At 71.4% G+C, this 26184-nt stretch carries 22 protein-coding genes; 17 read left to right on the forward strand and 5 right to left on the reverse strand.

Annotated elements, in window-relative coordinates; genetic code table 11:
* The first annotated feature begins 129 nt into the window (after positions 1-129).
* The 4 genes from ACFV9W_RS33055 (at position 130) to nudC (ending at position 9546) form a co-directional block, all read left to right on the forward strand.
* Entirely contained in the window at positions 130-3492 is a 3363-nt protein-coding gene (locus tag ACFV9W_RS33055) for an ATP-dependent helicase (protein ID WP_385768609.1), read from the forward strand.
* 63 nt (positions 3493-3555) lie between these two features.
* The gene (locus tag ACFV9W_RS33060) at positions 3556-7089 is read left to right on the forward strand and encodes an ATP-dependent DNA helicase (RefSeq protein WP_385768611.1); all 3534 of its coding nucleotides are present in this window, start codon (positions 3556-3558) and stop codon (positions 7087-7089) included.
* A gap of 10 nt (positions 7090-7099) precedes the next feature.
* Entirely contained in the window at positions 7100-8512 is a 1413-nt protein-coding gene (locus ACFV9W_RS33065) for a dipeptidase (protein ID WP_385768613.1), read from the forward strand.
* A 74-nt stretch (positions 8513-8586) separates the two neighbouring features.
* Positions 8587-9546, forward strand: coding sequence for an NAD(+) diphosphatase (gene nudC, locus ACFV9W_RS33070; RefSeq protein ID WP_385768615.1), 960 nt, complete (start codon positions 8587-8589; stop codon positions 9544-9546).
* A gap of 114 nt (positions 9547-9660) precedes the next feature.
* Here the strand turns inward: nudC and ACFV9W_RS33075 are convergent, their stop codons facing one another.
* A complete protein-coding gene (locus ACFV9W_RS33075) occupies positions 9661-9915 on the reverse strand; it encodes a glutaredoxin domain-containing protein (RefSeq protein WP_385768617.1) in 255 nt (84 codons plus the stop codon).
* A 162-nt stretch (positions 9916-10077) separates the two neighbouring features.
* Here ACFV9W_RS33075 and ACFV9W_RS33080 point away from each other — a divergent pair, with 162 nt between their 5' ends.
* The 5 genes from ACFV9W_RS33080 to ACFV9W_RS33100 all read left to right on the forward strand — a co-directional run bounded on the left by ACFV9W_RS33080 (position 10078) and on the right by ACFV9W_RS33100 (position 13997).
* Positions 10078-12297, forward strand: coding sequence for an ATP-dependent DNA helicase UvrD2 (locus tag ACFV9W_RS33080; protein WP_385768619.1), 2220 nt, complete (start codon positions 10078-10080; stop codon positions 12295-12297).
* Between the two features lie 163 nt (positions 12298-12460).
* Positions 12461-12784 (forward strand): hypothetical protein, encoded by a 324-nt coding sequence (locus tag ACFV9W_RS33085; RefSeq protein WP_385768621.1) that lies wholly within the window; start codon positions 12461-12463, stop codon positions 12782-12784.
* Between the two features lie 186 nt (positions 12785-12970).
* Entirely contained in the window at positions 12971-13339 is a 369-nt protein-coding gene (locus ACFV9W_RS33090) for a WhiB family transcriptional regulator (RefSeq protein ID WP_385768623.1), read from the forward strand.
* A complete protein-coding gene (locus ACFV9W_RS33095; RefSeq protein ID WP_385768624.1) occupies positions 13336-13659 on the forward strand; it encodes a hypothetical protein in 324 nt (107 codons plus the stop codon). Before ACFV9W_RS33090 ends, ACFV9W_RS33095 begins: the two co-directional genes overlap by 4 nt.
* Positions 13660-13793: 134 nt before the next feature.
* Positions 13794-13997 carry a hypothetical protein gene (locus ACFV9W_RS33100; RefSeq protein WP_385768626.1) on the forward strand — a complete coding sequence of 68 codons (204 nt, stop codon included), beginning with the start codon at positions 13794-13796 and terminating at the stop codon, positions 13995-13997.
* 11 nt (positions 13998-14008) lie between these two features.
* On the opposite strand, the gene ACFV9W_RS33105 is transcribed toward ACFV9W_RS33100, so the two are convergent.
* Both ACFV9W_RS33105 and ACFV9W_RS33110 read right to left on the reverse strand, forming a co-directional pair.
* On the reverse strand, positions 14009-15373 hold the full coding sequence (locus tag ACFV9W_RS33105; RefSeq protein WP_385768628.1) for an ABC1 kinase family protein: 1365 nt from the start codon (positions 15371-15373) through the stop codon (positions 14009-14011).
* A gap of 66 nt (positions 15374-15439) precedes the next feature.
* Positions 15440-16606 (reverse strand): TOMM precursor leader peptide-binding protein, encoded by a 1167-nt coding sequence (locus ACFV9W_RS33110; RefSeq protein WP_385768629.1) that lies wholly within the window; start codon positions 16604-16606, stop codon positions 15440-15442.
* A gap of 195 nt (positions 16607-16801) precedes the next feature.
* On the opposite strand from ACFV9W_RS33110, the gene ACFV9W_RS33115 reads away from it, so the two are divergent.
* The 4 genes from ACFV9W_RS33115 (at position 16802) to ACFV9W_RS33130 (ending at position 20678) form a co-directional block, all read left to right on the forward strand.
* Complete coding sequence (locus ACFV9W_RS33115; RefSeq protein ID WP_385768631.1) at positions 16802-17398, forward strand: M48 family metallopeptidase; 597 nt, start codon at positions 16802-16804, stop codon at positions 17396-17398.
* A gap of 114 nt (positions 17399-17512) precedes the next feature.
* Positions 17513-19213: a TerD family protein gene (locus ACFV9W_RS33120; RefSeq protein ID WP_385768633.1), complete on the forward strand. Its 1701-nt coding sequence runs from the start codon at positions 17513-17515 to the stop codon at positions 19211-19213.
* Positions 19214-19224: 11 nt separating this feature from the next.
* Positions 19225-19905: an AIM24 family protein gene (locus ACFV9W_RS33125; protein ID WP_385768635.1), complete on the forward strand. Its 681-nt coding sequence runs from the start codon at positions 19225-19227 to the stop codon at positions 19903-19905.
* Between the two features lie 17 nt (positions 19906-19922).
* Positions 19923-20678: an AIM24 family protein gene (locus ACFV9W_RS33130; protein ID WP_385768637.1), complete on the forward strand. Its 756-nt coding sequence runs from the start codon at positions 19923-19925 to the stop codon at positions 20676-20678.
* A gap of 80 nt (positions 20679-20758) precedes the next feature.
* Here ACFV9W_RS33130 and ACFV9W_RS33135 read toward each other — a convergent pair whose 3' ends face one another.
* On the reverse strand, positions 20759-21283 hold the full coding sequence (locus ACFV9W_RS33135) for an NUDIX hydrolase (protein WP_385768639.1): 525 nt from the start codon (positions 21281-21283) through the stop codon (positions 20759-20761).
* The gene (locus ACFV9W_RS33140) at positions 21280-22761 is read right to left on the reverse strand and encodes a zinc-dependent metalloprotease (RefSeq protein ID WP_385768641.1); all 1482 of its coding nucleotides are present in this window, start codon (positions 22759-22761) and stop codon (positions 21280-21282) included. The genes ACFV9W_RS33135 and ACFV9W_RS33140 overlap by 4 nt, the downstream gene beginning before the upstream one ends.
* Before the next feature lie 192 nt (positions 22762-22953).
* Between ACFV9W_RS33140 and ACFV9W_RS33145 the strand changes: the two genes are divergently transcribed.
* The 4 genes from ACFV9W_RS33145 (at position 22954) to ACFV9W_RS33160 (ending at position 26046) form a co-directional block, all read left to right on the forward strand.
* Positions 22954-24066 carry an SDR family oxidoreductase gene (locus ACFV9W_RS33145; RefSeq protein WP_385768642.1) on the forward strand — a complete coding sequence of 371 codons (1113 nt, stop codon included), beginning with the start codon at positions 22954-22956 and terminating at the stop codon, positions 24064-24066.
* A gap of 107 nt (positions 24067-24173) precedes the next feature.
* Entirely contained in the window at positions 24174-24638 is a 465-nt protein-coding gene (locus tag ACFV9W_RS33150) for a molybdenum cofactor biosynthesis protein MoaE (protein WP_385768644.1), read from the forward strand.
* 103 nt (positions 24639-24741) lie between these two features.
* On the forward strand, positions 24742-24906 hold the full coding sequence (locus tag ACFV9W_RS33155; RefSeq protein ID WP_266713872.1) for a hypothetical protein: 165 nt from the start codon (positions 24742-24744) through the stop codon (positions 24904-24906).
* Positions 24907-24957: 51 nt separating this feature from the next.
* Positions 24958-26046, forward strand: a complete 1089-nt coding sequence (locus tag ACFV9W_RS33160) for a PDZ domain-containing protein (RefSeq protein ID WP_385768646.1) — start codon at positions 24958-24960, stop codon at positions 26044-26046.
* Positions 26047-26184: the final 138 nt, after the last annotated feature.

Raw genomic sequence — 26184 nt, forward strand, 5'->3', positions numbered from 1 at the left:
CTTCCGCCACACTCGACGGCGTAGCGTCGACGGCACCGTCGATGGCAGACACCTCCTTCAACCCATGGCCACCGCTTCGCGCGGACGGCTCTTCGACCACCAGCAGACCCACCAGGACCAGCGATCCACGTGAGCTCCTCCTCGTCCACCCGGCACCTGTCGCAGCACCAGGTTCGACAGGGGCTCCCCGGTGCGTACCGACTGGTGCGTACCCGGCCGGCTCCGGTGGACCCCCCTCGTCTGGACGCACATCAGCGTGCGGTGGTTGACCATGCCCACGGGCCGCTCCTCGTCCTGGCCGGTCCAGGGACGGGCAAGTCCACGACCCTCGTGGAGGCCGTCTCGGCGCGCATCGCCAAGGGCACCGATCCCGAACGCATCCTGGTGCTCACGTTCAGCCGCAAGGCCGCGGTCGAACTGCGCGACCGCATGGCACAGCGGATCGGGGCGGCGCACGCTCCGCAGGCGACGACGTTCCACTCGTTCTGCTACGCCCTGGTCCGCGCCCACCAGGACGCGGACCTCTTCGTGGAGCCCCTGCGGCTGCTCTCGGGTCCCGAGCAGGACGTCGCCGTACGGGAGCTGCTCGCCGGGCAGATCGACCTGGAGCAGGCGGGGCTCGCGCACGTGCGCTGGCCCGACGAGCTGCGCGCGTGCCTCACCACGCGGGGGTTCGCCGACGAGGTGCGCGCGGTCCTCGCCCGGAGCCGCGAGCTGGGCCTCGGCCCCGCCGCCCTGGACGCCTTCGCGCGCCGCATCGGCCGCCCGGACTGGCGGGCTGCCGCCACCTTCCTCGCCGAGTACCTGGACGTCCTCGACGCACAGGGCGTACTCGACTACGCGGAACTGGTGCACCGTGCCGTGCTCCTCGCCCACCGCACGGAGGTCGCGGACCGGCTCGCCACGCAGTACGACGCCGTGTTCGTCGACGAGTACCAGGACACCGACCCCGCCCAGGTGCGGCTGCTGCACGCGCTGGCAGGCGGGGGGCGCACGCTCGTCGCCTTCGGCGACCCGGACCAGTCGATCTACGCGTTCCGGGGCGCGGACGTGAACGGCATCCTGGAGTTCCCCGGAGACTTCCCGCAGGCGGACGGCGCCCCCGCCCCGGTCGAAGTGCTCACCACCTCCCGGCGGTCCGGTGCCCGCCTCCTGGAGGCGACGCGCCGCATCACCCAGCGGATGCCGCTGACCCGGCTGCCCGCCCACAAGGTGCGGGCCCACCGTGAGCTGTCGCCCGTGCGCGAGGGAGGCAGGGCCGAGGTCTACACGTATCCGACGTCCGGTACGGAGCTCGACAACATCGCGGACATCCTGCGGCGTGCCCACCTGGAGGACGGCATCCCGTGGAGCGACATGGCCGTCCTGGTACGTGCCGGTGGGCGCAGCATCCCGGGTGTGCGGCGCGCGCTCACGGCGGCGGGCGTCCCCCTCGACATCGACGGCGACGACCTGCCGCTGCGCCACGAACCGGCGGTCATGCCGCTGCTGACGGCCCTCAAGGTGGTGGCCAGGGCCGATAGCCCAGATATTTCGGACGACCAGGGCGACCAGGATGCCCAGGTCGACCAGGATGACCAGGACGACCAGGACGATCCGGTCGCTCCGGAAGGTGAGCCCCGGCTCGACACCGAGACGGCACTCGAACTCCTGGCCTCGCCGCTCGCCGGGATGGACACGGCCGATCTGCGCCGCCTGGGGCGTGCCCTGCGCGAGGAGGAGCGAGCGTCCGGGAACGCGCTGCCGCCGCCCTCGGACGAGCTGCTCGCGCGTGCCCTCGTCGAGCCCGAACGGCTCGCCCTGCACGACCCCGCCTACGCGCGCGGGGCGCAGCGTCTCGGCGCGCTCCTCGCCACCGCCCGCCAGAAACTCGCCGACGGCGGCACCGCGGAGGAAGCCCTCTGGGAGCTGTGGAACGGCACTCCCTGGCCGGCCCGGCTGGAGCGCGCGGCACGCCGAGGCGGCGCGGCCGGGCGCAACGCGGACCGCGACCTGGACGCCGTCTGTGCCCTGTTCGCCGTCGCCTCGCGCGCGGAGGAGCGCACCGGCGGCCGCGGCGCCCGCAACTTCCTGGAGGAGCTGGAGGCCCAGGACATCGCGGCCGACACCCTCGCCGGACGGGCCGTGCGCCCCGACGCCGTACGCCTGATGACCGCGCACCGCTCCAAGGGCCTGGAGTGGCGGCTCGTCGTCGTCGCGGGCGTCCAGGAAGGGCTCTGGCCCGACCTGCGGCGCCGCGGCTCACTCCTGGAGGCCGACCGCATCGGACGCGACGGCCTCGCCGAACCCCTCACCCCCGGAGCGCTGCTCACGGAGGAACGACGCCTCTTCTACGTCGCGGCCACGCGCGCGAAGGAGCGGCTCGTCGTCACCGCCGTGAAGGCCCCCGCGGACGACGGCGACCAGCCGTCCCGGTTCCTGACCGAGCTGGGCGTGGAACCCAAGGACGTCACCGGGCGCCCGCGCCGCCCCCTGGCGGTCGCCGCGCTCGTCGCCGAACTGCGCTCCACGACGGTCGACCCGCGCGTCTCCGAAGGGCTGCGCGAAGCCGCCGCACGCCGCCTCGCCCAGCTCGCCGCGCTCAGCGACGACGACGGAAGACCGCTCGTGCCGTCCGCCCACCCCTACCGCTGGTGGGGCATGTACGAGCCGACCGAGAGCAAGGTGCCGCTGCGCGACCGGGACAACCCCGTCGTCCTCTCCGGAAGCGCCCTCGACCAGCTGGCCAACACCTGTGCCCTGCAGTGGTTCCTCGGCCGCGAGGTGAAGGCCGACGCCCCCGCCACCGCGGCCCAGGGCTTTGGCAACGTCGTGCACGTCCTGGCCGACGAGGTCGCCTCCGGGCGCACACCCGCCGACCTCGCCGTCCTCATGGAGCGCCTGGATTCCGTGTGGGACTCCCTGGCCTTTGACGCGCCCTGGAAGTCGGCCCAGGAGAAGGAGAACGCCCGCGCCGCGCTCGAGCGCTTCCTTCAGTGGCACGTCATGGACCGGACGAGCCGCACCCCCGTCGCCAGCGAGCACGACTTCGACGTGACGCTCGAAGCGGGCTCCTACGAAGTGCGCATCCGCGGCTCCATGGACCGTGTGGAGCGCGACGACGAGGGCCGCGCCTACGTGGTCGACTTCAAGACCGGCAAGCAGGCACCGAGCGCCGCGGACGTCGCCCGCCACCCGCAGCTCGCCGTGTATCAGCTCGCCGTGCACGAGGGCGCGGTCGACGAGGTCTTCGACGGAGTCCGCCCGCATCCCGGAGGAGCCGAACTGGTGCAGCTGCGGCAGGGCGCCGCCAAGAAGGACGGCGGCGAGGCCCTGCCGAAGGTGCAGGCGCAAGAGCCGCTCGAAGGCGAATGGGTCGGCGACCTCCTCGCCACCGCGGCCGGCAAGGTCCTCGACGAGCGCTTCGTGCCGACCACCGGACAGCACTGCACGCACTGCGCCTTCCGCGCCTCTTGCAGCGCGCGCCCGGAGGGCAAACACGTGGTCGAGTGACGTGCGCCTCCACTGAGCCGGAACAGGACGGCGCTGTCAGTGGTGCCGGTTAGCCTCGATGAGGTGACCACGCGCCTCACCGACCCCGAGCAGCTCAAAGAGCTGCTCGGCATCCCGTTCACCCCGGAGCAGACGGCCTGCATCACCGCGCCGCCCGCCCCGCAGGTGATCGTGGCCGGAGCCGGCTCTGGCAAGACGACGGTGATGGCCGCGCGCGTGGTCTGGCTGGTCGGCACCGGCCAGGTCGCCCCCGATCAGGTCCTGGGTCTCACGTTCACCAACAAGGCGGCGGGGGAGCTGGCCGAGCGCGTCCGCAAGGCCCTGATCAAGGCGGGTGTCACCGACCCCGATGCCATCGATCCGGACAACCCCCCGGGCGAGCCCGTGATCTCCACGTACCACGCCTTCGCGGGCCGCCTCCTGACCGACCACGGCCTGCGCATCGGGCTCGAACCCACGACCCGGCTGCTCGCCGACGCCACCCGCTTCCAGCTGGCCGCCCGCGTGCTGCGCGAAGCGCCCGGCCCCTATCCCGCCCTCACGCGCTCCTTCGCCGACCTGGTCAGCGATCTGCTCACGCTGGACGGCGAGCTGGCGGAACACCTCGTACAGCCCGGCAGGCTGCGCGCGTACGACCAAGAGCTGCTGCGCGCATTGGAAGGCGTCAAGCTCAGCAACGCGGACCTGCGGAAGGCGCCCGAGGCGGCCGCCGCCCGCCTGGAGCTGGCCGAGCTCGTGGGCCGCTACAGGGAGGCCAAGCGCACGCGGGACCTCCTCGACTTCGGCGACCAGATCGCCCTGTCGGCGACGCTGGCCGACACCCGGCCAGAGGTCGGCGAGATCCTGCGCGATGAGTTCCGCGTGGTCCTGCTCGACGAGTACCAGGACACCTCCGTGGCCCAGCGCATCCTGCTCGCGGGCCTCTTCGGCGGCGGGACGGGCCACGCCGTGACCGCGGTCGGCGACCCCTGCCAGGCGATCTACGGATGGCGCGGCGCCTCCGTCGCCAACCTCGACGACTTCCCGCGCCACTTCGCGTACGCGGACGGGCGCCCGGCCACCCGCTTCGCGCTCAGCGAGAACCGGCGCAGCGGCGGCCGACTGCTCGACCTCGCCAACGGGCTCGCCGAGCCGCTCAGGGCGATGCACGCGGGCGTGGAGGCCCTGCGCCCCGCCCCCGGGGCCGAGCGGGACGGCGTCGTGCGCTGCGCCCTCCTGAGCACGCACAGCGAGGAGATCGACTGGCTCGCCGACTCCATCGGCCACCTCGTCGACACGGGAACGGCGCCCGGCGAGATCGCCGTGCTGTGCCGCACCGCGACCGACTTCGCCGAGATCCAGGGCGCCCTGGTCGCCCGCGACATCCCGGTCGAAGTGGTCGGCCTCTCCGGCCTGTTGCACCTCCCGGAGATCGCCGACCTGGTCGCCATGTGCGAGGTCCTCCAGGACCCCGGCGCCAACGCCTCGCTCGTGCGGCTGCTGTCCGGCCCGCGCTGGCGCATCGGCCCGCGCGACCTCGCCCTCCTCGGGCGCCGGGCGCGCTACTTGGTCTCCCACGCGCGCGGGGGAGAGGACGACGACCCGGACCGGCGCCTGGCCGCGGCCGTCGAGGGGGTCGACCCCTCCGAGGTGATATCGCTGGCGGACGCGCTCGACACGTTCCTGGAGTCCTCGGCCGACGACGCGGAGGACGACGACGGGCTGCCGTTCTCACCGGACGCGCGCGTGCGCTTCGCCCGGCTCGCCACCGAACTGCGCGAGCTGCGCCGCTCGTTGTCCGACCCCCTCATGGACGTCCTGCACCGAGTCCTGGCGGTCACCGGCCTGGAGGTCGAACTCTCCGCGTCACCGCACGCGTTGGCGGCCCGGCGGCGTGAGACGCTGTCCAACTTCCTCGACATCGCCGCGTCCTTCGCGGCCAACGACGGCTCCGCGACGCTGCTCGCCTTCCTCGGATTCCTGCGCACCGCGGCGCAGTACGAGAAGGGCCTCGACAACGCGCTGCCCGGCGGCGAGGACACCGTGAAGGTGCTCACCGCCCACAAGTCCAAGGGCCTGGAGTGGGACGTCGTCGCCGTCCCCGGACTCGTCAACGGCACGTTCCCGAGCACCCAGGGCCGCGAGAAGTGGACGGCACAGGCCAAGGTCCTGCCCCACGAACTGCGCGGGGACGGCGCCACGCTGCCCGACATCGAGACGTGGGACTCCAAGGGCATGAAGGCCTTCCACGCCGACATGAAGGACCACCAGCACACCGAGGAACTGCGCCTGGGATACGTCACGTTCACGCGTCCGCGTTCCCTGCTGCTCGGCTCCGGGCACTGGTGGGGGCCGTCCCAGAAGCGCAAGCGCGGACCCTCGGACTTCCTCGAGGCGCTGTACGAGCACTGCGCCGCCGGGCACGGCGAGATCGAGGCCTGGGCCGACGAACCGGCGGAGGACGAGGAGAACCCGGCCCTCCAGGAGAACGCGGTCGAGCACGCCTGGCCGCTGCCGCTGGACGAGGAGGCACGCGCGCGCCGCAGGGCCGCCGCCCACACGGTCCTCGCCCACCTCGAGCGCGCCGCGGGGCCCGAGGCCGCGTACGCGCACACGGAGGCCCACCCCGCCGCCCTCGACGAGCCCCCCTTCGAGGACCCCGACTGGCCACCGCCGCCCGAGGACGACGAGCCGCCCTACGACCCTTACGAGGACGGCTACGTTCCGGACGAGGGCGATCGCGACCCCTACGAGGGCGACCACCATCCTTACGAGGACGCCGCGTCCCCCGCCGGTGCCAGCGCGCGCGTGGCCGGGCCCGAGCGGGCGGCCCCGGTCGTGCCGCACCCCGCTCCCGCCCCGGAGGCGGAGCTCACCCCGGAGGAGGCGCGCACCATCGCCTCCTGGGACCGCGACCTCGAGGCGCTGAGCAGCGAGCTGTTGCGTGCCCGCGCGGCCGTGCGCGACGTCCCCGTCCCGCACACGCTCACCGCGTCCCAGCTGCTGCGGATGGCCGCGGACCCGGACGCCTTCGCCCAGGAACTCGCCCGCCCCATGCCCCAGCCGCCACAGCCGGCGGCCCGCAGGGGCACCCGGTTCCACGCCTGGATCGAGTCGCGCTTCGAAGAGCTCCGGCTGCCCATGCTCGACCCCGAGGAGCTGCCCGGCAGCGATGCCGAGATCGCGGACGAGCGCGACCTGGAGGCGCTCAAGGAAGCCTTCGAGCGCACCCCGTACGCCCACCGCGCCCCCTACCGGGTGGAGACGTCGTTCCAGCTGGCCATCGCGGGCCGCGTCGTCCGCGGCCGTATCGACGCCGTCTACAAGGAAGGCGACGGGGACGACGCGACGTACGAGATCGTGGACTGGAAGACGGCCCACCGGAAGTCGGCCGACCCGCTCCAGCTGGCCGTCTACCGGCTCGCCTGGGCCGAGCAGCAGGGCGTGCCCCTGGAGGCCGTGAGCGCCGCCTTCGTGTACGTACGCACCGGGGAGACAGTCCGGCCGCGGCGGCTGCCCGGCCGTGAGGAACTGGAGCGGCTCCTGCTGGAGGACCCGCAGGAGCCGGTGGAGGCCGTGGAGGAACCGCCGGACGAACACGTTCGGGCGGGCGGATAGGCTCGTGACCATGAGCAAGCCCGTTGACACTGCCGTCAGCACAGTCCGTGCGTACATCGAGAACCAGCGCGAGGCGTTCCTCGACGACCTCGCCGCATGGCTGCGGATCCCGTCCGTGTCCGCCCAGCCCGACCACGCACCGGACGTGCGGCGCAGCGCCGACTGGCTCGCCGCGAAGCTCGCCGGGACCGGTTTCCCGACCACGGAGGTGTGGGAGACGCCCGGCGCCCCCGCCGTGTTCGCCGAGTGGCCCTCGGGCGACCCCGAGGCCCCCACCGTCCTCGTCTACGGGCATCACGACGTACAGCCCGCCGCCCGCGAGGACGGCTGGGACACCGACCCCTTCGAGCCGGTCGTCATCGGGAAGCGTCTCCACGCGCGCGGGGCGGCCGACGACAAGGGGCAGGTGTTCTTCCACACCCTTGGCGTGCGCGCGCATCTGGCCGCGACCGGCCGTACCGCTCCCGCCGTCAACCTCAAGCTCCTCGTCGAGGGTGAGGAGGAATCGGGTTCCCCGCACTTCCGCGCCCTCGTGGAGGAGCGCAAGGAGCGCCTGGCCGCGGACGCCGTGATCGTCTCCGACACCGGCATGTGGTCCGAGGACACCCCTACGGTGTGCACCGGTATGCGCGGCCTCGCCGACTGCGAGATCGAGCTGTACGGACCCGACCAGGACATCCACTCCGGTTCGTTCGGCGGCGCCGTCCCGAACCCGGCGACCGCGGCCGCCCGCCTCGTGGCCGCGCTGCACGACGAGCACGCGCGCGTGGCCGTCCCCGGCTTCTACGACGGCATCGTGGAACTCACCGACCGGGAGCGCGAGCTGTTCGCGGAGCTCCCGTTCGACGAGGAGCAGTGGCTGCGCACGGCGAAGTCCCGTGCCACCCACGGAGAGGCCGGGCACAGCACCCTGGAGCGCATCTGGGCCCGCCCCACCGCGGAGGTCAACGGCATCGGAGGCGGCTACCAGGGCCCCGGCGGCAAGACGATCGTGCCGTCCTCCGCGATGCTCAAGCTCTCCTTCCGCCTGGTCGCGGGGCAGGACCCGGACCACATCGAGAAGGCCGTCACCGCCTGGGTGGCCGAGCAGCTGCCCGCGGGTATCCGCCACACGGTCACCTTCGGGGCCGCCACCCGCCCGTGCTTCACGCCGCTCGATCACCCGGCGCTGAAGTCCGTCGTCCGCGCCATGGGGCAGGCCTTCGAGCAGAAGATCCGCTTCACGCGCGAGGGCGGTTCGGGTCCGGCGGCCGACCTCCAGGACGTTCTGAACGCCCCGGTGCTCTTCCTGGGCATCTCCGTGCCGTCCGACGGCTGGCACGCGCCCAACGAGAAGGTCGAACTCGACCTCCTCATGAAGGGTGTCGAAACAACCGCCTACCTGTGGGGCGATCTCGCGGAGAGCTGGGCAGATGCACACTGATTGAGGCATCGCGCACCCGCCTCGTTGAACCGCCCGCCGAACCACCCTTTCCACCGGGGGAGTTGGAAGCACTCGTGACCACCTGGACCGACCGAACCGCCGACCTCGCCGCAACGCGACCGCTCTCGCTCTCCGCACCGAGCGGAATCGACCGCGCGGCGCACCACCGCCTCGACGAGGCCTGGCTCGCCGCCGCGTGGAGCCACCCCACGACCCGCGTCTTCGTGGTCTCGGGCGGCCAGGCGCTGATCGACGAGACAGCGGACGGCACGACGGAACTGGTCATGACCCCGGCCTTCGAGGCGCCCCTCACCGAGGCCCACCGCTACTTCCTGGGGACCGACGAGGACGGCGTCAGCTACTTCGCGCTCCAGAAGGACACGCTTCCCGGGCGCATGGACCAGTCCGCGCGCCCGGCCGGCCTGCGCGAGGCCGGAATGCTCCTCTCGCAGCGGGACGCCGGCCTCATGGTGCACGCCGTCGCCCTGGAGAACTGGCAGCGGCTGCACCGTTTCTGCTCCCGCTGCGGCGAACGCACCGTCATCGCCGCCGCGGGCCACATCCGCCGCTGCCCGGCCTGCGGGGCCGAGCACTACCCGCGCACCGACCCGGCCGTGATCATGGCCGTGACGGACGAGCAGGACCGCATCCTGCTCGGCCGCCAGGTGCACTGGCCCGAAGGGCGCTTCTCGACGCTCGCCGGCTTCGTCGAGCCCGGCGAGTCCATCGAGCAGTCGGTGCGCCGCGAGGTCTTCGAAGAGGCGGGCGTCGTCGTCGGTGACGTCGAATACGTCGCCAGCCAGCCCTGGCCGTTCCCGTCCAGCCTCATGCTCGGTTTCATGGCGCACGCCACGTCCTTCGAGATCAACGTCGACGGCGACGAGATCCATGAGGCGCGCTGGTTCTCCCGCGAGGACCTGCGGACCGCCTTCGACTCGGGCGAGGTCATGCCCCCCTACGGGATCTCGATCGCGGCCCGGCTGATCGAGCTCTGGTACGGCAAGCCGCTGCCGAAGCCCAGCGACGCGCTCTGAGCGAGCCGTCCGGGCGCGCACCTCGTCGGCGGGCGGCGCGCACGGGCCGTGAACAGCGGAAAGCCCCCGTACCCAAGGATGGGCGGGGGCCGTTCGCTGTCGGGGCCGGCAGGCTCAGGCGGCCATGGCCTGCTTGACCTGGGCCAGCGAGGGGTTCGTCATGACCGACTCGGCGCCGCTGTCGGACACCACGAGGAGCGTGGGGACCGTCTGGTTCCCGCCGTTCGCCTTCTCGACGAAGGCCGCGGACTGCGGGTCGTGCTCGATGTTGACCTCGGTGTACCCGATGCCCTCACGGTCCATCTGCTTCTTCAGCCGCTGGCAGTAGCCGCACCACGTGGTGCTGTACATCGTCACAGTGCCCGGCATTTCCTCGCGCTCCTTCGGTGGCTGGGGATGCGTGTTCGCAAGTAGTCGAACGTACGCGACGCGGCGACCATTCCCGCACGTCGAACGCGTTAGTACGACTAACGGTCGGCACCTGTGGACAACGCGACGCATCCGTCCCCGCGGACCTGGCAGCATGGCGGGGTGACAGCAGCAACGCACTCCACCCTGTTCCCGCAGGTACCTGAATCCGCCGACGCGGTGCTCGAGGGGCTCGACCCCGAGCAGCGCGCCGTGGCGACGGCCCTGCACGGTCCGGTGTGTGTGCTCGCGGGCGCGGGCACGGGCAAGACGCGGGCGATCACCCATCGCATCGCGTACGGCGTCCGCGCGGGAATCCTCCAGCCCAACACTGTCCTCGCCGTCACGTTCACCAACCGCGCGGCCGGTGAGATGCGCGGCCGGCTCAGGCAGCTCGGTGCCGTGGGAGTACAGGCCCGCACCTTCCACTCCGCTGCCCTGCGCCAGCTCCAGTTCTTCTGGCCCAAGGCCGTCGGTGGGGAGCTGCCCCGGCTCGTCGACCGCAAGATCCAGCTCGTCGCCGACGCCGCTGCCGCCTCGCGGCTGCGCCTGGACCGCGGTGAGCTGCGCGACGTGACCGCCGAGATCGAGTGGTCCAAGGTCACGCAGACCGTCCCCGGCGACTACGCCGCGGCGGTGCACAAGGCGGGCCGTGAGGCCCCCCGGCACCCTGCGGAGATCGCCCAGATCTACTCCGCGTACGAGACGCTCAAGCGGGACCGCTCCGTCATCGACTTCGAGGACGTGCTGCTGCTCACCGTCGGCATCCTCCAGGACCGACAGGACATCGCCGAGCAGGTCCGCGCCCAGTACCAGCACTTCGTCGTCGACGAGTACCAGGACGTCAGCCCGCTCCAGCAGCGCCTGCTCGACCTGTGGCTCGGCGAGCGCGACAGCCTCTGCGTGGTGGGCGACGCCAGCCAGACGATCTACTCCTTCACCGGGGCCACCCCCGACCATCTGCTGAACTTCCGCACGCGCCACCCCGGTGCCACGGTCGTCAAGCTGGTCCGCGACTACCGCTCATCGCCCCAGGTCGTGCACCTCGCCAATGGCGTCCTGACCAGGGCGAGCGGTCGTGCCGCCGAGCATCGCCTGGAACTGATCTCGCAGCGCGAGGCGGGCCCCGAGCCGACCTACATCGAGTACGCGGACGAGCCCTCCGAGGCCGAAGGCGCAGCGGGCCGCATCCGGGAGCTGATCGACGCCGGAGTGTCCGCCGGCGAGATCGCGATCCTGTTCCGCACGAACGGGCAGTCGGAGATCTACGAGCAGGCCCTCGCCGACGCGGGCGTGCCCTACCAGCTGCGCGGCGCCGAGCGCTTCTTCGAGCGGGCGGAGGTGCGCAAGGCACATCACGAGCTGCGCGCGGCGGCCCGCTTCGGTGACAACGACGCGGGACTCGACGAGGCCGTCGATCTGCCCTCCCAGGTCAGGGCCGTGCTGTCCGGGGCGGGCTGGACCAGCGAACCGCCGGCGGGGTCCGGTGCCGTGCGCGACCGCTGGGAGTCGCTCGCCGCGATCGCCCGGCTCGCGGAGGACCTCGCGAGAGCCGAGCCCACCGCTCCCCTGAGCGCGTTCGTGGCGGAACTCGACGCGCGGGCGAGCGCTCAGCACGCCCCGACCGTGGAAGGCGTCACCCTCGCCTCGCTGCACGCGGCGAAGGGCCTCGAGTGGGACGCGGTGTTCCTGGTCGGCCTCGCCGAGGGCATGATGCCGATCACCTACGCCAAGACCGACGAGCAGATCGAGGAGGAGCGACGCCTCCTGTACGTCGGGGTGACCCGCGCGCGGCGCCATCTCGGCCTCTCCTGGGCGCTGTCCCGCTCGCCGGGCGGCCGCCCGACCCGCAGGCCGAGCCGGTTCCTGGACGGGCTGCGGCCGGGCTCGAAGGGCGCGGCGGGGCGCGCGGCGAGCGTGGGGCGTGGCGGCATCGAGTTCGGAACCCGTACCGCCACCCGCGAGCCGCCCGGCGGCACCACGCGTCCCAGGGGCGACCGGAAGGTGGCCCGCTGCCGCGTGTGCGGGCGCACCCTCGAGGCCGCGGAGATGAAGCTGATGCGCTGTGAGGACTGCCCGTCGGACATGGACGAGGGGCTGTACGAGCGCCTGATCGAGTGGCGCGGTCGCACCGCGGCGGGCCTCGGGCAGCCCGCGTTCTGCGTCTTCACGGACAAGACCTTGATCGCGATCGCCGAGTCCGCCCCCGAGGACGCGGCCGAACTGTCCCGCATCCCTGGTGTCGGGCGGCGGAAGTTTCGGACGTACGGATCCGACGTTCTGGCTATTTGCGCAGGTCAGACGATTGACGATCAGAACGATGAGGCGCCGGGGGAGGACTGATGCGAACTCGTCGAAAAAATAGTTTGCGCATGCCCCAACAATCCCCATAGGTTCTAAAGCACGAAAGCAGCGGCCTTCTCGGAGGCCCTGGTTCCGTGTTGTACTTGAAAGCCGTCGGACCGGTTCGCACCGGTCCCCGAGACGCCGAGAGGAGGCGATTCCAGTGATCAGCATCAACGCCAGCTCCATCAGCACCGCCAAAATGACCGATCTCTCGGTCGTCGCTTCCTGCCTGCTCGGCTCCTCGAACCCGGGCACCGGTCTGTCTGGCGTCTCCGCCATGCGTCCGGAGTCCGGCCTGTCCCTCGCGGGTCTTCCCATCCGCGAGCGCAATGAGCGACCGACGAAGGCACCGGAAGCAGTAGCGACGGCACAGGCTCAGGCCTATGCCTTTGCGGCGGCCGGTGCCGGATTCCGGAAGCAGACGACGCAGCACCACACGATGTGGGCCTTCCGTGGGCTCGAACCCTGGAGTGATCCAGTCTGATCGACGATCAGACAGGCGCCTTCAGGGCCGCGGAACCCCACCCGGGATCCGCGGCCCTTCTGTTTTCCCGGAAGACCCAGCGATCTTCCGAGGAACCAGAGCGAAGGGACCTCGGGACAAGAAAAGAACCCGGTACCGCCACCAACCGGCCCACCGGCCGGACGACCAGACGAGGAAGAAGACACCGTGCAACTCGAAGCGCACGCCCCGTCAGTACCGCCTTCACGCCCTCTTTCCCCGCCCGTGTCCACGGAGGACTCCACCTTGAACCCGCTGACCGCGCTCACCGCGCTCGACGACGCCATCGAGAACCTCGACGTGCCCGTCCCCTGCCGTGCCTATGACCCCGAGGTCTTCTTCGCCGAGTCGCCGGCGGATGTCGAGTACGCCAAGTCCCTCTGCCGTACCTGCCCGCTGATGGAGGCCTGCCTCGCCGGCGCCAAGGAGCGGCGTGAGCCGTGGGGCGTCTGGGGCGGCGAGCTGTTCGTCCAGGGCGTCGTCGTCGCCCGGAAGCGGCCGCGTGGCCGCCCGCGCAAGAACCCGGTCGTGGCATGAACACCCCCGGAACGATCGACCGCCCCCTCACGCACGACCCCAAGAAGCAGGCCCCGATGAAGCCGTTCACGAGCGAGCCCGAAGGCTCCGCGATCCCAGACTTCACCACCGCCGGCGCGAACGAGTCGCGCCAGAACAGGACCCGTCAGATGCAACTCATCCCAGAAGCCCTGGCTCGTGCGCATATGCACGATCAGTTGAGGGCGGCCGAGAGCGAACGCCGGGCCGTGCGCCTGGCCACCGCCCGCCGGATGCAGCGCCGTGCCGAGCGCGCTTCGCTGCGCGCCCGGCGTGCGCTCGCCCAGGCCGTCATGCAGTAACCGAGCCGTCGATCCGGTTCGTCGAATATCGCCGCGACTGCGCGGCTGCTTCCTCGGGGGCCGGTCCGAAGCGGACCGGCCCCCGAGGCGTGTGGCGCCCGGCGTTCATCGGCTCATCGCGTTATCGTCGCCGGGTGACGTCTCTTCCTGGCGGGGACTCCGCGAAGCAGCCCGACCATCAGCCCCTCGCGTGCGCACGGTGCGGCACGACAGTCCGGGAACTGCCGCTGACCTGGACATTTTCCGTCGAGGGCGGCACCCGACGGTACTTCTGCGACGCCTGCGCCCGGGAGAACATCAGGGCCATCGAGGGACGGCTCGACTCCGACTGGTGGTGACAAGGCGGTGATCAGGCCTCCGCCGCCGGCCACTCCTCGGCCCGCGCCGGATCGCCGGGGGCAAAGCCCGGCAGCCACGCCTCCAGCTCGTCCCGCAGCCGCACGGTGGCCCCGAGCTGACACAGCACCCCGATCGTGCTGAGCGTCACCCGATGTATCAGCAGATACGCAGGCGGCAGGTTGAGCTGCTTGCCCAGCTGATGGGCGGGGGAGCGGGGATCGGCTATCCGGGCGGCCTGATTGCGCATCCAGGAGCGGGTGAACGTGAAGGCGTCGACGCGGGCCGGCTCGATGATCGGCAGCAAGTAATCGAGCACAGCGTCCGGTTCGAGCTCGATCGACTCCTTGACGAAGCCCTCTTCGCAGAGCAGCTCGTAGACCGCTTCCGCCTCACCGTCCAGCGTCCTGCGCAGGGAGACACCGATCGGCTCGGGCAGACCGCCGGGCAGCCGGTCGACCGTGCCGAAGTCGAGGACGCCGAGGCGCCAGCCGCCCTTCTCGTCCGGCAGCAGCCGAAAGTTGCCCGGATGGGGGTCCGCGTGCAGCAAGCCCGTGCGCGCGGGACCCGAAAACAGGAAGCGGGCCAGCAGCTGACCCGCGCGATCACGCTCGTCCTCGCTGCCGTTGTCGATGATCTCGGCGAGCGGCGTCCCGTCGATCCACTCCGTCACCAGTACCTGCTCGCACTGGTGCACCACGTGCGGCACCACGACATCGGGGTCCTCGTCGAACTCCTCCGCGTGGGCCCGCTGGGCCTGGGCCTCCAGCGCGTAGTCCAGCTCCTCGGAGACCCGGTCGCGCAACTCGGTGATGAGCGGCTTGATGTCCATGCCCGGGACCAGCGGCCCCAACAGGCGCGCGAAGCGGCTCAGTTGGCCGAGGTCCGACAGCAGGGCCTCGCCCGCCCCCGGGTACTGCACCTTCACGGCGACCTCGCGGCCGTCGTGCCACACGGCGCGATGCACCTGCCCGATCGACGCGGCGGCCGAGGGCTTGTCGTCGAACTCGAGGAACAGCTCGCGCCATTGCTCGCCGAGTCGCTCGTCGAGCACCGCGTGCACGGTGCGGGTCGGCATCGGAGGCGCGGCCTCCTGAAGCTTCGTCAGGGCGGCGCGATACGGGCCCGCGACATCCTCCGGGAGGGCGGACTCGAAGACGGACAGCGCCTGCCCGAACTTCATGGCCCCGCCCTTGAGTTCCCCGAGCACCTTGAACAGCTGCTCCGCCGTGCGCTGCTGCAGTTCGCGCCCGACGAGCTCGGCGGACTTGCCGCCGATGCGTCTGCCGATGCCCCAGGTCGCGCGACCCGCGAAGCCGATCGGCAGCGCTGCCAGCTTGGCGGTACGGGTAACCGCCTTCCGGGGAAGATCAGACATACACCCCTCCAAATGCCGAACAGCCATGCCGCGCACGCTCGGTGCCGTGGTGCCGACAGCCATTGCCTACCCCGCCATTGTGTCGTGCGGCACTGCGTCCACGGAGACCTCCTGCCCGTTACCTCTCTCACCCGCACCGCACGGGCACCGCGGATGTGGCCACACCGGTCGTGCGTGCCAGTCGAGGCCCGGCGCGGCCGCCTCCCACCGGGCCCCCGTGCTCGACGGCAACTCTCCGTCGAGGAAGGCCAGCCCATGTGCCGCGGCGAGGCCCGCGACGGCGGTGGCGAGGCCCAGGTCGCAGGCCTGCACCTGACGGCCGGCATGCCCCGAACTCCACTGGGCGAGCAGTCGCGGCCAGGTGGGATCGCGGTCCGTGCGCCTGAGGAGCAAGCAGTGCGCGCAGCCCGTACCACCGGGCAGCACCAACGGTCCGACCACACCGGTGGCCTCGACGACGCCCGCGTACAGATGGGGAACGCCGGCCGCCAGCAGGTCCTCGACCGCGGCCGGGGCGGGGGAGTGGACCGCCAGCCCGTCACGCGGAGCGATGATCACGAGGGTGAGCGGGGGCGCTTCGGGGTCCGGCTCCGCGAGGCGGGTGGGGGCCGAGCCGCGCCGGTCGGGACGCGGTGGCCGGGCCGGCGCCATCGAGCGCGCCGTCCGGCGGGCGGACACGTCCCGGCGCTCGCCCGTCGCCTCCACCGGATGTCCGCCCGGCGCCACGTCCCACGGCTCGACGCAGCCGCCGTCCCGCACGTCGACGTGGCCGACGCCCGCGGCCGCGAGCACCGAGGCGATGATCGCGCCCACTCGTCCGGCGCCTCTTACCTGGACCCGCATCGCGCGCCGGGCCGTCAACTTCAGTATCGCTTCGGCCGGTTCCGATGTCGTGACCGTCAGAGCGGCATGGTCGGGGCGGAGCCGATCCATCACGCGCGTCTGTTTGCGCAGTTCCGCGGCGGGTGTGCCGCCGCCGGTCGCGTCGTCGAGGAGCCCGGCTCCGCTCAGCCGCTCCAACAGCGCGTCCACGTGCCCGTCCGGAAGTCCCATCCGCTGGGCCTCTTCGCGCAGGAGCGGGACCCCGCGCGTGCCGTCGAGCAGTGCCAGAAAGCTGCCGGTGGCCGTGTCGACCGGGCCGAGTACCACCGCGTGCGCCGGCGTCAGCCCGAACTGCACCGTGTTCAGGTCGTGCCAGCCGCGCCGCAGGGCCGGTTTCAGGATCGGATGCATGACTGTCCCCCGTGCTGTGCCGACGGTGTCGTTCCCGTCGATCGACCGCCAGCATGCCCGGGCGGCCGGATCCGTGCGGAAAGTTGTCCACAGGCTGTGGGTGATAGTCGTACTAATCGAGAGGCGGCTCGCGGGGCCGCACCGAAGACTTCCGGAGGCGGGACTTCCGCACGGTCCAGCGGGTAACGTCGGGGCGTGTCCGCCGACCCACTGCACCGTGCCACGAAGACGCAGCGCAGCACGACCAGCCCGCCCTCAGGCGGCCTGGGGGCGAGCGCGGTCGAGGTGCGCAGAAGCTCCCGGCGTCGCAGGACCGTGTCCGCGTACCGCGAGGGCGATCGCACCGTGGTGCTCATCCCGGCGCGCATGTCGGAGGCCGAGGAGAAGCGCTGGGTGGGCGTCATGCTCGACAAGCTCGCCGCCCAGGAGAGCAAGCGGGTGCTCGGCGACACCGAGTTGGCGGACCGCGCGGAGAGCCTGTCGGACCAGTACCTCGAGGGGAAGGCCCGCCCCGCTTCGGTGCGATGGGTCACGAACCAGAACACCCGATGGGGCTCGTGCACTCCGGCGGAGGGCAGTATCCGGCTCTCCCACCGGCTGCAGGGGATGCCCGAGTACGTCGTCGACTACGTGCTCATCCACGAGCTGGCGCATCTGCTGGTCCCCGGGCACGGGCCGCGGTTCTGGAGGCTCCTGGAGGCGTATCCGCGCACGGAGCGGGCGCGCGGATATCTCGAAGGAGTGGTCGCGGCCGAACGGCTCCCGCATCTGCCCGCCGCGCGCGGCGACTGATCCACTTCCCACGCGACTTCTGTACCAGGGGTGTACCGACTTCTCTCGGTGTCGGTGATTGCGGATAGCCTGGCGCGACGCAATCACCTTCGGGATGGGGGACGGTCGTTACGCATGGCCAGGGAATTCCAACGCGGCCACAAGGCCAAGATCAGTGACCTCACCGCAGGCACGGATCTGTACGTGGGTGTACAGATCACCGGCCCCGGACTGAGCTTCGACATCAGCTGCTTCGGCCTCGACGCCGAGGAGCGGTTGTCCGACGACCGGTACTTCGTCTTCTTCAACCAGCCGAAAACGCCCGAGGAGTCCGTGCAGCTGCTCGGCGCTCAGGCCGGGGACACGGAATCCTTCCGCGTCACACTCGAGAAGATCCCCGCGAACATCCAAAAGCTTTCGTTCACCGCGACCATCGACGGTGCGGGACAGATGTCGCAGGTCGCTCCCGGATACATTCGTATCGTCGCCGGGGGTGAGGAAGTCGCGCGGTATTCCTTCGATGGTGGGGAGTTCTCCACCGAGCGCGCGGTGATGCTGGGCGATTTCTATCTGAAGGACGTGTGGCGGTTCGCCGCTGTCGGGCAGGGCTTCGACGGTGGCCTGGACGCGCTGCTGAGGAACTTCGGTGGCGAGGTCGCGGAGGAGGAGCCCGCCGCCGCGCCGCAGCAGGACGCGGCCCCCGGCTTCGCGGCTCCCGGCTTCGCGGCCCCCGCACAGGCCGCCGCACCGCCGTCCTTCGCGGCGCCCGCGGCCCCGGCGGCGCCTGCTCCGGCCCCCGCGCCGGCCCCGGCCCCCGAGCCGATGCCGCAGCACCCCGCCCCGGCGCAGGCACCCACGCCCCCGCCGACCCCCGCGCCTTCGGTGCACGCGGCGCCCACCATCGCCGCCCCGCTCGCCACGCCGCCCGGCACGGTCCCGCCGCCGCCCCCGGTGCCGAGCGCTCCGGGCCAGTTCGAACAGCAGCCGCCCCAGCAGCCGCAGTTCGGCCAGGTCCCCGGCCAAGGGGGCGCGACGCTGCCGCCCGGCTACGGCCAGCAGCCCCAGACGCCGCCCGCTCCGCAGGGCTTCGGGCAGCAGCCTCCCGCGCCCCAGGCCCAGCCGGTCTTCGGTCAGGCGCCGGCCCCGCAGGGCATCCCGCAGCAGGCCGCCGCGCCGGGCGTGGCCGCCGCCCTGGAGAAGTACCGCGAGGCCCCCACGGGGCAGCGCTGGACGCTCCAGAACAAGAAGCTGATCCGTGTCGACCTCGGCGCGAGCGGGGACCAGCCCGTCCTCGCCCGCCAGGGCAGCATGGTGCTCTACCAGGGCAAGGTCGAGTTCAGCTACAAGGGCGCCGGGTTCGCCGGCCGCATCGTGGGCAACGCCACCGGCCAGGAGATGCAGCTGATGCGCTGCACCGGCCGCGGCCAGGTCTTCTTCGCGGAAGAGGCCACCCACGTGCACCCCATCGAGCTGCAGGGAGACTCGATCTGCGTCTCCGCGGAGAACGTCCTCGCGTTCGACGAGAGCCTGCAGCACGAAGTGCGCAGGATCGAAGGGCATGGCATCCCCGGAGGAGCCCTGTTCGTGCTCCAGTTCCAGGGCACTGGCACGGTCGTCGTGAAGACCCACGGCACGCCCGTCGTGCTGCCGGTCACGCCCACCACGTTCGCCGACTCCAACGCGGTCGTGGCCTGGTCCGCGGCCGCGCAGGCGATCGTGTCCAACCAGGTCCGCATGCGCCGCAACGCCTACCCGGGCGACAGCGGCGAAGGCGTCAACCTGCAGTTCCGGGGCGCACCCGGCAACTTCATCGTCGTCCAGCCGTACGAGGTCTGAGGGAGCCCGTCATGAACCAGCCGCTCGCGGGCTTCGCCCCGACCCCGGTAGCCGCCCGCATGGAGAACCACGGCAGCAACATGCTGAAGGTCGCCATGCAGACCGGAAACGACCTCTTCGCGCGCGTGGGCTCGATGGTCGCCTACGAAGGGTTCGTCCAGTACGAGCCCAACCCGCCCGCCGTCCGCCAGGTCGCCCGTGACTGGATCACGGGCGAGGGGGCGCCTCTCATGAAGTGCTCCGGCGACGGCCTGCTCTACCTCGCCGACTACGGCGCCGACGTCGTCGTCATCAACCTCGGTGGCGAGTCGATCTCCGTCAACGGCACGAACCTCCTCGCCTTCGACGCACACCTTCAGTGGGGCGTCGAGCGCGTGAAGGGCCTCGCCAAGTTCACCGGGCAGGGCCTGTGGAACATCACGGTCGGCGGTCAGGGACACGTCGCGCTGACCTCCCGCGGCACTCCCATCGTGGTCGACTGCGGCCGCGGCGAGGACGAGACCTATGTGGACCCCGACGCGCTCATCGCCTGGTCGCCGAGTCTGAAGGTGAAGGGCAAGCGCAGCTTCAGGGCCAGTTCGCTCATCGGGCGCGGCAGTGGCGAGGCCTACCAGATGGGCTTCTCCGGGGAAGGCATCGTCGTCGTACAGCCCAGTGAGGACAGCACCGACCGTCTCCGGGCCCGGGGCTGAGGGGAGCGAGGAACACCATGCAGAGTCCGCTTTTCGCGCACACCGAGCAACAGACTCAGGAGCGCTACACGGTGCAGAACCCGCAGATGCTGCGGGTCGCCCTGGAAGGCCACGACGACATCCTCGCCCGCAAGGGCGCGATGGTCGCCTACCAGGGGCTGATGGAGTTCGACGGCGAGTACCAGAGCGCCGGACAGCAGCGCACCCGCGCGCACACCGGCGAGGGTCTCAGCCTGATGCGCTGCCACGGGCAGGGCACCGTCTACCTGGCGAACCTCGCCCAGTACATCCACGTAGTGGATGTCGAACAGGACGGCCTGACCGTCGACAGCAGCTACGTGCTGGCGATGGACTCCTCGCTGCACCACGAAGTCATCGCTGTGGACAGCCAGTTCGGCATCTCCGGCTCGGGCAAGTACCAGCTCAACATCACCGGGCACGGCAAGGTTGCGCTGATGACGTCGGGCCAGCCGCTGATGCTCCAGGTCACGCCCGACCAGTACGTCAACGCCGACGCGGACGCCATCGTCGCCTGGTCCACCGGGCTGCGGGTGCAGATGCAGGCGCAGACGCATTCCTCGGGTGTCTGGCGGCGCCGTGGCAACACCGGCGAGGGCTGGGAGCTCAGCTTCATGGGCAGCGGTTACGCGCTCGTCCAGCCCAGCGAGATGCTGCCGCCGCAGCACGCGGCGGTCGGCGGTGGCCTCGCCGCGCAGTACGGCGTGGGGCAGCAGGGCGCCCGCGGCCAGAACCAGGGCAACGTCTGGAGCTGACGCCTCCGTAAGAGCATGTGTAAGGGGCGGTCGCCATGGGCGACCGCCCCTTACACGTCGAAAACCTCAGATCGAGAGCCTCAGAGTCGCGCTCGCGTGGCTTCCACGAGACGGACGACGGACGCGTCGGCGACGCCCGCCACCTCGTCGTAGCCGAACCAGCGCAGGTCCAGGGACTCGTCGCTGATCGCTTCCGTGGCGTCCGCCGGGGCGAGCGCCGCGTACTGCACGTCCAGGTGCTGGGTGCACGGCCCCGGAATCGGGTGCCGGTCCAGGCGGACCGGGCCGCCCTCGAGGAGGGCGAGGCCGGGGATGCCCGACTCCTCCGTCGCCTCCCGCAGGGCCGCCGCCCGCAGCGTCGGGTCGCCCTGCTCGCAGTGCCCGCCCATCTGGAGCCACATCTGCAGCTTCTTGTGGAGCGTGAGCAGCACGCGCCCGCGCGCGGGGTCGACGACCAGGGCGCTCGCCGTGATGTGCCCCGCGGTGCAGGGCTTCCACAGGCCGTCGGCGCCGTGCTCCGACAGATGGTCCAGGTAGGCCTGGCGCAGGTCCGGCTGGTCCTCGTAGCTCTTGAGCACGAGGACCGTGTCGTCGTACAGGCTCACTTGTCGGAGTCGCCCTCGCTCTTGCCGTCCTCGCCCTGGTCGCCCTGGTCGCCCTGGTCCTTCTTCAGGTCGGGCTTCTCGGTGGAGCGGCCGCTCGCGGCCTCGCCGAGCATCTTGTCGATCTCGGAGAAGTCCAGCTGCTCGTCACGGTGCACGAAGCCGTCCGGGTCGTCCAGGTCGGACGCCGTCGGCAGCATGTCCGGGTGCGCCCACAGGCCGTCACGCCCGTCCACACCGCGCGCGTCCGTGAGCGAGGCCCACAGGCGCGAGGCGTCACGCAGGCGCCGCGGACGCAGCTCCAGGCCGATCAGCGTCGCGAACGTCTGCTCCGCCGGGCCGCCGGTCGCACGGCGGCGGCGCAGCGTCTCGCGCAGCGCGTCGGCGGACGACAGGCGCGGCTTCGCGGCCGCGTGGACCACTGCGTCGACCCAGCCCTCGACGAGCGCGAGAGCCGTCTCCAGGCGGGCCAGAGCGGCCTTCTGCTCCGGGGAGTCCTCCGGCTGGAACATGCCCTGCTGGAGCGCTTCCTGGATCTGCTCGGGGTTCTGCGGGTCGAACTGGCCGACCACGTCCTCCAGCTTCGAGGTGTCGACCTTGATCCCGCGCGCGTACCCCTCGACCGCGCCGAACAGGTGCGAGCGCAGCCACGGCACGTGCGAGAACAGCCGCTGGTGGGCCGCCTCGCGCAGCGCCAGGTAGAGGCGGACCTCCTCCATGGGGACGCCGAGGTCCTTGCCGTACGACTCGATGTTCAGCGGCAGCAGCGCGGCCTTGCCGGCCGGGGCCAGGGGCAGTCCGATGTCCGTGGACCCGACGACCTCGCCCGCGAGCACGCCGATGGCCTGCCCGATCTGCTGGCCGAACATGGCGCCGCCCATGGAGCGCATCATGCCGATCAGCGGGCCCGCCATGGCCTGCATCTCCTCGGGCAGCACGTCGCCCATGGCCATGCCGACGCGCTCGGCGACGGGGTCGACGAGCTCCTTCCACACCGGGAGGGTCGCCTCGACCCACTCGGCGCGGCTCCAGGCCACCGACGAGTGCGCGCCCGAAGGCAGCGACGTCGCGTCGTCCAGCCACAGGTCGGCCAGGCGCACGGCCTCCTCGACCGCGGTGCGCTCGGCGGGGCCCACGCTGGCGTCCTTCACGCCGTCCTGCGTGCCCTGCGAGACGGTCTGGCGGGCGATGTCCTTGGCCATGTCCCAGTTCACCGGGCCGCCCTCGTAGGAGAGCATCTGTCCGAGCTGCTGGAAGGCCGCCCCCAGATCGTTCGGATTCATCGAGCCGAACATGGCCGCGAACGGGTTGTCCCCGCCCTCGCCTCCCGGGCCGCCCGCGCCGGGCAGGCCCGGGAACCCGAATCCGAACGGGCCGGCCGGTCCCTGACCGCCACCGCCCTGCTGGTCCTTCTTCTTGCCCTCGTCGCCGTCTTCCGGCTCCTCCGGCGGAAGGCCGAAACCGAATGGGGTGTCACTCACGGGATTCCTCGGCTGGTTGGGCCGCCGGTTTCTGGGCCCGGCGGCGACTGCCCGACTACACACCCAGCGTAGACACCATGACCGGATCGGGCCTCAGTGCTTCGCCGACGAATGGCCTGCGGCAGGATGGATGCCTCCTGGTACGTACGCGTCATACAGGTACGTACTGAAGACAACCGCTGGAGACGCCTGGTGAGTTCCCCAGATCCGCAGGTTCGCGCAGCGCGAAACCCCGCATCCCGTTCAGCCGTCCGCGGCCCCGTCGTCGCGGTCACCGGTGCCGCGTCCGGCATCGGCGCCCTGCTCACCGAGCGGCTCGCCGCGTCGGACGAGATCAAGCAGGTCCTGGCCATCGACGAGCGGCGCGGCGAGTGCACGTCCGCGACCTGGCACGTCCTGGACGTGCGGGACCCGGCCATCGCCGAGAAGCTGCGCGGCGCCGACGTCGTCGTGCACCTGGCCCTCGACCTCGACCTGGAGTCCGACCCCGCGGCCCGCACCGCGTACAACGTGCGGGGCACCCAGACGGTGCTCACCGCCGCGGCCGCCGCGGGCGTGCACCGCGTCGTCCTGTGCACCTCGACGATGGTCTACGGGGCCCTCGAGGACAACGAGCTGCCGCTCGCCGAGGACGCGGAGCTGCGCGCCACCGCGGAGGCGACCGGGGTCGGCGACCTCCTGGAGGTCGAGCGGCTCGCCCGCCGCGCCCCGCGCGCGCATCCCGGTCTGAACGTCACGGTGGTGCGCCCGGCGGTGCTCGTCGGCGGCACGGACACGGCGCTCACCCGGTACTTCGAATCACCGCGCCTCCTGGTGGTGGCCGGTTCGCGGCCCGCCTGGCAGTTCTGCCACGTGGACGACCTGTGCAGTGCGCTGGAGCACGCCGCCCTGGAGCGGGTCGACGGAGAACTCGCGGTCGGCTGCGACGGCTGGCTGGAGCAGGAGGAGGTCGAGGAGCTCAGCGGCATCCGGCGCATGGAGCTGCCCTCCGCCGTCGCCCTGGGCGCGGCTGCCCGGCTGCACCGGATCGGCCTGACGCCGTCCCCGGCGGGCGATCTCGCCTACACGATGTACCCGTGGGTGGTCAGCGGGAGCAGGCTGCACGAATCCGGCTGGCGTCCCCAGTGGACCAACGAGGAGGTCCTCACGGAACTGCTCGAGGAGGTCGCGGGCCGGCGCACCGTGGCGGGCCGACGCCTCGGCCGCAAGGACGCGACGGCGGCCGGTGCCGCGGGCGCGACGGTCGCACTGCTGGGCACGGCGGCCGTGGTGCGGCGGGTACGGAAGGCGCGACGGCGCATCTGACACGCCCGCCCGCACGGCCCACCTGTAGGAGGCTCCAAGCCACCACGCGCGCGTGCCGGTCGAAAACGCTATTCACGGTTGTCGGCGGCGTGCGGCACGATGAGGGCATGGCACCCACCCAGCACGAGCACCCCGGCGAGCACGCGGCACAGGACCCCATCAAGCTGCTCGCCATCCGTGACACGCCGCTCTCCGTGGACGAGGTCTTCACGGCGGTCGGCGACGACGCCGCGGGAGGCACCGCGCTCTTCGTGGGGACGGTGCGCAACCACGACGGCGGGGCCGACGTGGACAAGCTGGGCTACTCCTGCCATCCGACCGCCGAGGCGGAGATGCGGCGCGTCGCCGAGAAGGTCGCCGCCGAGTACCCCGTGCGCGCCCTGGCGGCCGTGCACCGCGTCGGAGACCTGACCGTGGGCGATCTCGCGGTCGTCGTCGCCGTGTCCTGCCCGCACCGCGGAGAGGCCTTCGAGGCCTGCCGCAAGCTGATCGACGACCTCAAGCACGAAGTGCCCATCTGGAAGCACCAGACGTTCTCGGACGGGACGGAGGAGTGGGTGGGAGCCTGCTGAGGCTCCAGTTGCGTAACCGCCCCCCTGCGGCGAGCGTTGGGACTGCGGATGGTTAATCTGCTGATACGTCAGTGGCAGTCGCTCATGGGGTCGGGAGGTCGGCATGGCAGCGCTCCTGTGGTTGCTCATTCCGGTTGTCGCTGCGGTGGCTGCCGGGTTCTGGGGCATCTGGGCCGGCCGGCAACGCCACAAGACCGGTGACGTCACCGAACTCAGTGGCTACGCGCGCTTCCGCGAGGCGATGGAGAAGTCGCACCAGGGCACCTGACGGGCCCGGCCCCACAGGTGCGCCGACAGGGTCGTCCCGTACTGTCGTTCCATGCCACGCCGCACTGCGACGATGCTCGCCTCGACCCTGATTCTGATCGCGCTCTTGTGCGCGGGGGTACTCATCAAAGTGCCCTACGCGGAGATGTCGCCGGGACCGACGGTGAACACGCTCGGGGACCACGGCGGCGAACCCGTCATCCAGATCAACGGGCACAAGACGTACGACGCGTCGGGCCACCTGAACATGACGACGGTCCGTGTCACCAGCGCCGACTACAACATGAACCTGGTGTCGGCCGTCTACGGGTGGCTCGCGCACGACAGCATCGTGGTGCCGCACGAGACGCTCTACCCGGACGGCCAGACCGAGCAGCAGTCCTCGCAGCAGAACGCCGAGGAGTTCAGCCAGTCCCAGGAGAGCGCCAAGGTGGCGGCGCTCCAGGAGCTGGGCATCCCCGTGAAGTCCTGGGTGATCGTCTCCAGTGTCGTCAAGGACAGCCCGGCCCAGGGCAGGCTGCACGCCGGTGATGTCATCAAAGCCGTCGACGGCACCAAGGTCACCAAGCCCACCGACGTCGCCAAGCTCGTCACCAAGCACGAGCCGGGCGAGAACGTCGTCTTCACGGTCGTGCCCGTCAAGGAGGCGGCCGCCGCCGAGAAGGCCGGCAAGGAGGCGACCCGCACGGAGAACGTGACGATCAAGACGGAGAAGGCCGAGGACGACCGCGCGATCGTCGGCATCCAGGCGGGGACCGACCACACCTTCCCGTTCGAGATCGACATCAAGCTCGCCGACGTGGGCGGTCCGAGCGCGGGCCTGATGTTCTCCCTCGGCATCGTCGACAAACTCACCTCCGACGACCTGACCGGCGGCAAGTTCGTGGCCGGCACCGGCACGATCGACGAGACCGGAAAGGTCGGCCCCATCGGCGGCATCGGCATGAAGACCGTCGCCGCGCGCGACAAGGGCGCCCAGTACTTCCTGACGCCCAAGGACAACTGCGCCACCGCGGCCAAGGACACCCCGGACGGGCTGACGCTGGTCAAGGTGAACACCCTGGACGACGCGATGGACGCACTGAAGGACATCCGCAACGGCGACACGGCGGACCTGACCACCTGCACGGCCAAGGGTTGAGCGAGCGAAAACACCGCACTACGTAGAAGCGCAGACACCGCACTACGTAGAGGGGCGGGCCCCGCGGGGGGGGGGGGGGGCCCCCGAAGGGATGGGGGAAAAGGAAAAATTGGGGAAGGGAACGACCCCGGGCGCCCC

The sequence above is a fragment of the Streptomyces sp. NPDC059897 genome, assembly GCF_042730865.1.
GTDB lineage: Bacteria > Actinomycetota > Actinomycetes > Streptomycetales > Streptomycetaceae > Streptomyces.

What these genes read in the sequence shown, in the direction of transcription:
- ACFV9W_RS33125 (WP_385768635.1), top strand. Translation starts at nt 19,225, where the DNA reads ATGAACCAGCCGCTCGCGGGCTTCGCCCCGACCCCGGTAGCCGCCCGC.
- ACFV9W_RS33120 (WP_385768633.1), top strand. Translation starts at nt 17,513, where the DNA reads ATGGCCAGGGAATTCCAACGCGGCCACAAGGCCAAGATCAGTGACCTC.
- ACFV9W_RS33065 (WP_385768613.1), top strand. Translation starts at nt 7,100, where the DNA reads ATGAGCAAGCCCGTTGACACTGCCGTCAGCACAGTCCGTGCGTACATC.
- ACFV9W_RS33095 (WP_385768624.1), top strand. Translation starts at nt 13,336, where the DNA reads ATGAACACCCCCGGAACGATCGACCGCCCCCTCACGCACGACCCCAAG.
- ACFV9W_RS33130 (WP_385768637.1), top strand. Translation starts at nt 19,923, where the DNA reads ATGCAGAGTCCGCTTTTCGCGCACACCGAGCAACAGACTCAGGAGCGC.
- ACFV9W_RS33105 (WP_385768628.1), bottom strand. Translation starts at nt 15,373, where the DNA reads ATGTCTGATCTTCCCCGGAAGGCGGTTACCCGTACCGCCAAGCTGGCA.
- ACFV9W_RS33155 (WP_266713872.1), top strand. Translation starts at nt 24,742, where the DNA reads ATGGCAGCGCTCCTGTGGTTGCTCATTCCGGTTGTCGCTGCGGTGGCT.
- ACFV9W_RS33075 (WP_385768617.1), bottom strand. Translation starts at nt 9,915, where the DNA reads ATGCCGGGCACTGTGACGATGTACAGCACCACGTGGTGCGGCTACTGC.
- ACFV9W_RS33160 (WP_385768646.1), top strand. Translation starts at nt 24,958, where the DNA reads ATGCCACGCCGCACTGCGACGATGCTCGCCTCGACCCTGATTCTGATC.
- ACFV9W_RS33150 (WP_385768644.1), top strand. Translation starts at nt 24,174, where the DNA reads ATGGCACCCACCCAGCACGAGCACCCCGGCGAGCACGCGGCACAGGAC.
- ACFV9W_RS33110 (WP_385768629.1), bottom strand. Translation starts at nt 16,606, where the DNA reads ATGCATCCGATCCTGAAACCGGCCCTGCGGCGCGGCTGGCACGACCTG.